This window comes from Candidatus Cloacimonadota bacterium, from assembly GCA_034661015.1.
GTDB lineage: Bacteria > Cloacimonadota > Cloacimonadia > JGIOTU-2 > JGIOTU-2 > JAYEKN01.
The window spans coordinates 9,358-15,787 of record JAYEKN010000146.1 but is presented as its reverse complement, the minus strand read 5'-3'; the positions used below and the strand labels follow the sequence as shown (position 1 = coordinate 15,787).

The 6,430-nt window shown below is 35.3% G+C and carries 9 protein-coding genes; all 9 read left to right on the top strand.

Going from position 1 to position 6,430, the window contains the following annotated elements; translation table 11 throughout:
• The first annotated feature begins 161 nt into the window (after positions 1 to 161).
• The 9 genes from U9P79_05880 (at position 162) to typA (ending at position 6,296) form a co-directional block, all read left to right on the top strand.
• Positions 162 to 641 (top strand): ferritin family protein, encoded by a 480-nt coding sequence (locus tag U9P79_05880; GenBank protein ID MEA2104150.1) that lies wholly within the window; start codon positions 162 to 164, stop codon positions 639 to 641.
• Positions 642 to 649: 8 nt separating this feature from the next.
• Positions 650 to 1,159, top strand: a complete 510-nt coding sequence (tpx, locus tag U9P79_05875) for a thiol peroxidase (protein ID MEA2104149.1) — start codon at positions 650 to 652, stop codon at positions 1,157 to 1,159.
• 2 nt (positions 1,160 to 1,161) lie between these two features.
• A complete protein-coding gene (locus U9P79_05870) occupies positions 1,162 to 1,668 on the top strand; it encodes a ferritin (protein MEA2104148.1) in 507 nt (168 codons plus the stop codon).
• Positions 1,669 to 2,018: 350 nt separating this feature from the next.
• Positions 2,019 to 2,399, top strand: a complete 381-nt coding sequence (locus U9P79_05865; GenBank protein MEA2104147.1) for a desulfoferrodoxin — start codon at positions 2,019 to 2,021, stop codon at positions 2,397 to 2,399.
• A gap of 17 nt (positions 2,400 to 2,416) precedes the next feature.
• Positions 2,417 to 3,076: a peroxiredoxin gene (locus U9P79_05860; protein ID MEA2104146.1), complete on the top strand. Its 660-nt coding sequence runs from the start codon at positions 2,417 to 2,419 to the stop codon at positions 3,074 to 3,076.
• Positions 3,077 to 3,104: 28 nt separating this feature from the next.
• A complete protein-coding gene (locus U9P79_05855) occupies positions 3,105 to 3,689 on the top strand; it encodes a rubrerythrin family protein (GenBank protein MEA2104145.1) in 585 nt (194 codons plus the stop codon).
• 23 nt (positions 3,690 to 3,712) lie between these two features.
• Entirely contained in the window at positions 3,713 to 3,853 is a 141-nt protein-coding gene (locus U9P79_05850; protein MEA2104144.1) for a rubredoxin, read from the top strand.
• 96 nt (positions 3,854 to 3,949) lie between these two features.
• A complete protein-coding gene (locus tag U9P79_05845; GenBank protein ID MEA2104143.1) occupies positions 3,950 to 4,402 on the top strand; it encodes a ferritin family protein in 453 nt (150 codons plus the stop codon).
• Positions 4,403 to 4,475: 73 nt separating this feature from the next.
• Positions 4,476 to 6,296, top strand: coding sequence for a translational GTPase TypA (gene typA / locus U9P79_05840; protein ID MEA2104142.1), 1,821 nt, complete (start codon positions 4,476 to 4,478; stop codon positions 6,294 to 6,296).
• Positions 6,297 to 6,430: the final 134 nt, after the last annotated feature.

Below are 6,430 nucleotides of genomic sequence, written 5' to 3'. Positions count from 1 at the left end.
ATATAAGCATTTCACAGGGCAGGCACGGAATGACACGAAAGAAATATTTTATGGTAAGAAAAAAGTATGAAAAATCTTATAAATAAGTTTCGTGTTTTTCAGTGTATTTCGTGGTCAAAAGTTTTTAGTCAGACACCTAAAAAATCCTTAGGAGGATTAAAATGAGTAACATATTCAACGCAAGCGAAATTTATGAATTCGCAAAGCAAATTGAAGTAAACGGAGAAAAATTCTATAATATGATGGCTATCAAATTTGATGATCCGGAGATTAAAGAATTGTTTGAATTTCTTGCTAAAGAAGAGGTGAATCACAAAAGAATATTCACAGATATGCTTTCTAAACTGGAAAATTATAATTTGCATGAAAGTTATGGTGGCGAATATCTGAATTATTTACACGCTTATGCAGATAATCTGCTTTTTACTTTTGATAAGTTCGACGATGATATTTCCAAAGTAGAAGATATTGAGTCGGCTTTGCAATTTGCCATTGGAAAGGAACTTGATACAATCCTCTATTTTCAAGAAATGAAAAATGTGGTTCTCGCTCACCAAAAGGATCTGCTCGATAATATCATAGAAGAAGAAAGAAAGCATGTTACATTATTAGCAGAAAAAAAACGAGCACTCGTTAAATAGGAGGAGAAATGTCTAAGGTTAAATTACACGGTAACGAGTTTGATACAATCGGCAAATTACCAAAAATTGGTGCAAAAGCTCCCGATTTTGTCTTAACAAAAACCGATCTTTCGGATTTGGATCTTTCTGCATTTGAAGGGAAGAAAGTAGTATTAAATATTTTTCCCAGTTTGGATACAGAAGTTTGTGCAATGTCAGTGAGAAGATTTAATTCGGAAGCTCAGAACCTAGATAATACATCTGTGCTCTGTATTTCAAAAGATCTACCTTTTGCGCATAAACGATTTTGCACAACAGAAGGTTTGGAAAATGTGATTTCTCTAAGCGAATTAAGAGACAATAAATTCTCAGAAGATTATGGTGTAAGAATTTTAAACGGACCAATGGCAGGCTTGATGGCTCGAGCAGTAGTTGCTCTTGATACTCTGGGTGTAGTCAAATATACTGAATTAGTTCCGGAAATCACTAATGAACCGAATTACAAAAAAGCATTAGAATCAATCAAAACAATGGAGTGAAAATGATTTCAAAAAAATTGGAAGAAGCAATCAACGAACAAATTAACAAAGAACTGTATTCTGAATATCTTTATCTCGCAATGGCTGCGCATTTCGATTCTGTTGATCTACCCGGATTTGCAAATTTCTTCAAAATCCAAGTTCAGGAAGAAAGATTTCATGCAATGAAATTTTATGACTTTCTAAACGAACGAGGTGGAAAAGTTGTGCTGAAAAAAATCGATAAGCCCCAAACTGAATTTGAATCACCGTTGGATATTTTCAAAATTTCATACAAACATGAGCAATATGTTTCAGATTTAATTAACAAATTGATGGATTTGGCAATTGCGGAAAATGATCATGCGGTGAGAAGTTTTCTGAATTGGTATGTTGACGAGCAAGTAGAAGAAGAAGCATCTATGAGCAAAGTTGTGAATCAGTTGAAGTGGATAAACGGGCAAGGCAATGGTTTGCTGATGCTCGACAAAGAACTGGCAACAAGAGTATTTACTCCACCTGCTAAGTGAAAAATCAGACCACTAAACACCCCGAGTGAAATAAACAAATATAAGCATTTCACAAGGCAGGCACGGAATGACACGAAAGAAATATTTTATTGTAAGAAAAAAGTATGAACAACCTTATAAATAAATTTCGTGTTTTTCTGTGTATTTCGTGGTCAAAAAAAGAAATTAACCAGACCACTAAACACCCCGAGTGAAATAAAAAAATATAAGCATTTCACAGGGCTGGCACGGAATGACACGAAAAAGGAATATATTATGGAAAAGCAAAAATGTATCCACAAATTATTTCAAATAAATTCTGTGTTTTTTCTGTGTATTTCGTGGTCAAAAAATAATCCCAGGAGGATATTATGACAAAATTGAGAGAAATCTATTACTGTATAAAATGCGGTAATCTAATCGAAGTAAACAACGAAGGAGCAAGCGCTCTTTTCTGTTGCGGAGAACCAATGATCAAATTGGAAACACAAACCAAAGATGCTTCCACAGAGAAGCACGTTCCCTACATTGAAGAAACCGAGTCCGGCGTTTTGGTGAAAGTTGGTCAAAATCAGGAACATCCAATGATGGAAAAGCACTATATAAAATTCATCGAAGTTTTGACAGCTGATAAAGTTTACAAAGCAGAATTGAAGCCGGGAGATAAACCACAGGCAGAATTTCCTGTGAAAAAATCCGAAATCAAAGAAACGAGAGAATGGTGCAACTTGCACGGTCTCTGGAAAAGTTAAACACGAAAGGAATTAAAATGGAAGAACGAACATTTAACATGCCTTTATTAGGCGACGATTTCCCTGAAATTAAAGTGAATACAACTCAGGGACCAATGAACATTCCCGCAGATTTTAAAGGGAAGTGGTTCGTATTATTTAGTCATCCGGGAGATTTCACCCCTGTTTGTACTACAGAATTTGTGGCATTTCAAAAACGTTATGAAGAGTTTAAAAAATTGGATTGTGAACTGATCGGCATGTCCATAGATCAGGTATTTTCGCATATTAAATGGATTGATTGGATAAAGGATAATTTGGATATAGAAATTAAATTTCCAATTATTGCTGGGAACGATTCAATAGCAATGAAACTCGGAATGTTACATCCCGGGAAAGGAACAAATACTGTTCGTGCTGTATTCGTCGTTGATCCAAATGGAAAAACCAGAACAGTTCTTTATTATCCGCAAGAGATCGGTAGAAATTTCGATGAGATTCTGCGAGTGGTAAAAGCGCTTCAAATTTCTGATAATAAGAAAGTTGCTTTACCGGCAAATTGGCCCAACAATGAACTTATAAAAGATAGATTGATAATTGCCCCCGCCTCCGATGTTGCCACAGCAAATAAAAGAAAAATAAAAACCGATGAATATGAATGTTATGACTGGTGGTTTTGTCATAAAGAAAACGCGTAAATTATCTATCATAAATATAAGGAGCAGAATGGAATTTAAAGGAAGCAAGACTGCAGAAAATCTAATGAAATCATTTGCGGGAGAATCTCAAGCGAGGATGCGTTATAATTACTATGCATCCGTAGCGCGTAAAGAGGGTTTCCGACAAATTGAAGAGATATTTAACGAAACAGCGGACAATGAAAAAGAACATGCAAAATTGTTCATGAAGCAGTTAATTAAAAATGGCATGGATGGAAATGTTGTAGAAATAAACGCCGCTTATCCGGTTGCTTATGCCGCTACTTTGAAGAATCTGGAATATGCTGCAAATGGTGAAAATGAAGAATGGACAGAACTTTATCCAAACTTTGCAAAAGTAGCAGAAGAAGAGGGTTTTGAAGAAGTTGCCCAAACATTCAAGTTGGTTGCTCTCGTAGAAAAAAGACATGAAGAACGTTATCGTAAACTCTTGGAAAACGTAGCAAATCATACTGTTTTCAAAAAAGAGGGTAAAGTATTTTGGAAATGTAGAAATTGTGGGCATATTGTGGAATCTATCGAAGCTCCCGAAGTATGCCCGGTTTGTGATCATCCCCAAGCACATTTTGAATTATGGGTTGAAAATTATTAAAGGAAATATTCAAAGGAGTTAGTATGCAAAAGTATGAATGTGATGTCTGCGGATATATTTACGACCCCGCAGAAAATGATGATGTTAAATTCGGTGACCTTCCTGAAGATTGGACATGTCCCGAATGTGGTGTTGGTAAAGATATGTTCAGCCCGGTTGATTAAACTTAAATTGGAGTTGCGAGTATGTGCTCGTAACTCCAAATTTTTCAATGGAAATTTTATCAATGATGTATAAATTAATAATGAAAAGGAATCATTATGACGAAAGAAACATTAAAAGAAGTGATTGATTTTGCTATTGATCGCGAAAAAGAAGCAGTAGAATTCTACCAATACTTGCAAAAAAAGGTTAAATTCAAGAATCAAAAAAATATGTTGAATGATCTTGAGAAGATGGAAGAGGGGCACATCCTAATTTTGAAAAATTTGCTAAAGGGTGATTTTCTTAATTTGAAATTAAAAGAAATTCAAGATCTAAAGATTAGCGATTATTTAGTTGAAAAAGAACTTCAAGAGGATATGGATTATCAGGACATTCTTATTGTTGCTATGAAAAGAGAAGAATCTTCCCTAAAGTTATACAATGATCTTGCAACAGAAATAGACGAAGCAGACACTAAAAAACTTTTTCTAAAACTATCTGAAGAAGAAGCAAAGCATAAATTGCAATTTGAAACTCTTTATGATGAATATGTTTTAAAAGAAAATTAAAGTCATAAAAAAAATAATAAAAATGAATTTATGTAAATTTGTGGTTGAAAAATAAATAAAACTAAAGAAGAGAATGCGAAAAAATAATATTAGAAATGTTGCAATAATTGCCCATGTTGACCATGGGAAAACAACACTTTTGGACGGAATGCTGAGACAAAGCGGAACGTTCAGGAAAAATCAGGTGGTAGAAACGCGCGTGATGGACAATATGGATTTGGAGAAAGAGCGGGGTATTACCATCAGTGCTAAAAATACTGCTATTAATTATCATAATATAAAAATTAATATTGTTGATACTCCCGGACATGCCGATTTCGGTGGTGAGGTAGAACGCAGTTTAAATATGGTTGATGGAGCTATTTTGCTGGTTGACTCAAGTGAAGGACCTTTACCTCAAACCAGATTTGTTTTGAAAAAAGCATTGGCAAAGGATCTGCCGATTATACTTGTCATTAATAAAATTGATCGAAAAGACGCACGAATTGATGAAGTCTTAAATGAAGTCTTCGATTTATTCATAGAACTCGGCGCCAATGAAAAGCAGATTGAATTCCCAATATTATATACTCAGGCAACAATCGGTGAAGCCCACTTGAAATTGGGAGATAGCAATAAAGATTTGAAACCATTATTCGATAAAATCGTGAATGAAATCCCCGGACCTGAAGCAGATGATAATGAGCAACTTCAATTTCTGGTAACAAATCTTGACTACGATTCTTACGTTGGACAGATTGCTGTGGGAAGGTTGACAAACGGTTCGCTTGAAACGAATAAAAGATATACATTGTGTGCTAAAAATGATTCTTTTATAACTGTAAAACTATCAGCATTATATACATTTTTCGGATTAAAAAGAATATTGGTTGACAAAGCAGAAGCCGGTGATGTCATCGCTTTAGCCGGTATTGATAATATAAATATTGGGGATACAATATCTTCTCTGGAAAATCCAAAGCCTTTGCCCAGAATAAAAGTGGATGAGCCCACTGTAGCAATGATTTTCTATGTGGACACCAGTCCTTTTGCCGATGAGGGAAAATTTCTTACAACCCGTCATTTGAGAGAACGCCTTCAAAAAGAAACCCTTAGCAATGTTTCTATTCGAGTTACACCCGTCGAGAACAAAATCGATGCTTATAATGTGGCGGGACGTGGTGAATTGCAGCTGGCTGTTTTGATTGAAACAATGAGACGTGAAGGATTTTCATTAATGGCATCAAAGCCCAATGTAATTACCAAACAAATCAATAATAAATTGTTTGAACCTGTTGAGAGAGTGTTTGTAGATGTTCCCGAGGAATATGTCGGGGTTGTAACAGAAAAATTGTCTATAAGAAAGGGGCGTTTAATCAATCTGATGAATAATGGAAGCGGAAGAACAAACCTTGAATTTTTTATTCCCACTAGAGGATTGATCGGATTTAGAAGCCAGTTTCTAATAGACACAAAAGGAACCGGAGTCATGAATAACCTTTTTTATGATTACCAACCCTGGTTTGGGCAAATTAAGCATAGAATGAGCGGAACATTGATTGCAGATCGCCCCGGCAGAGTTTCTGCGTATGCTTGTATTGCGGCTGCTGATCGAGGTGAACTGTTTGTGGAACCGGGAACAAAAGTATATGCGGGTATGATCATTGGTGAAAGAAATCGAATGATAGATTTGGAAATAAATATCACAAAAGAAAAAAAACTGACAAATATGAGAGCCGCTTCATCGGATGCTACGGTTATTCTCCGACCTCCCCGTTCGTTAACTCTCGATCAATCAATTGAATTTATTTCGGATGATGAACTGGTGGAAGCTACTCCTCAAAAAATCCGCCTAAGAAAAATGGAACTTAATGCAACTACAAGAAATATTAATCGTAAAAGAGAAAACAGATAAAATTCAGGAAAAGAAGTGTTAAAAATTTTAGAGGATTCAGAAATGAGATCAATAGAGAACTTTACAAAATGAAATTAGTCAAAACAATCGCATTCTCGTTCCCAAGCCGCAAAAGATATTCTCGTTCCCAAGCC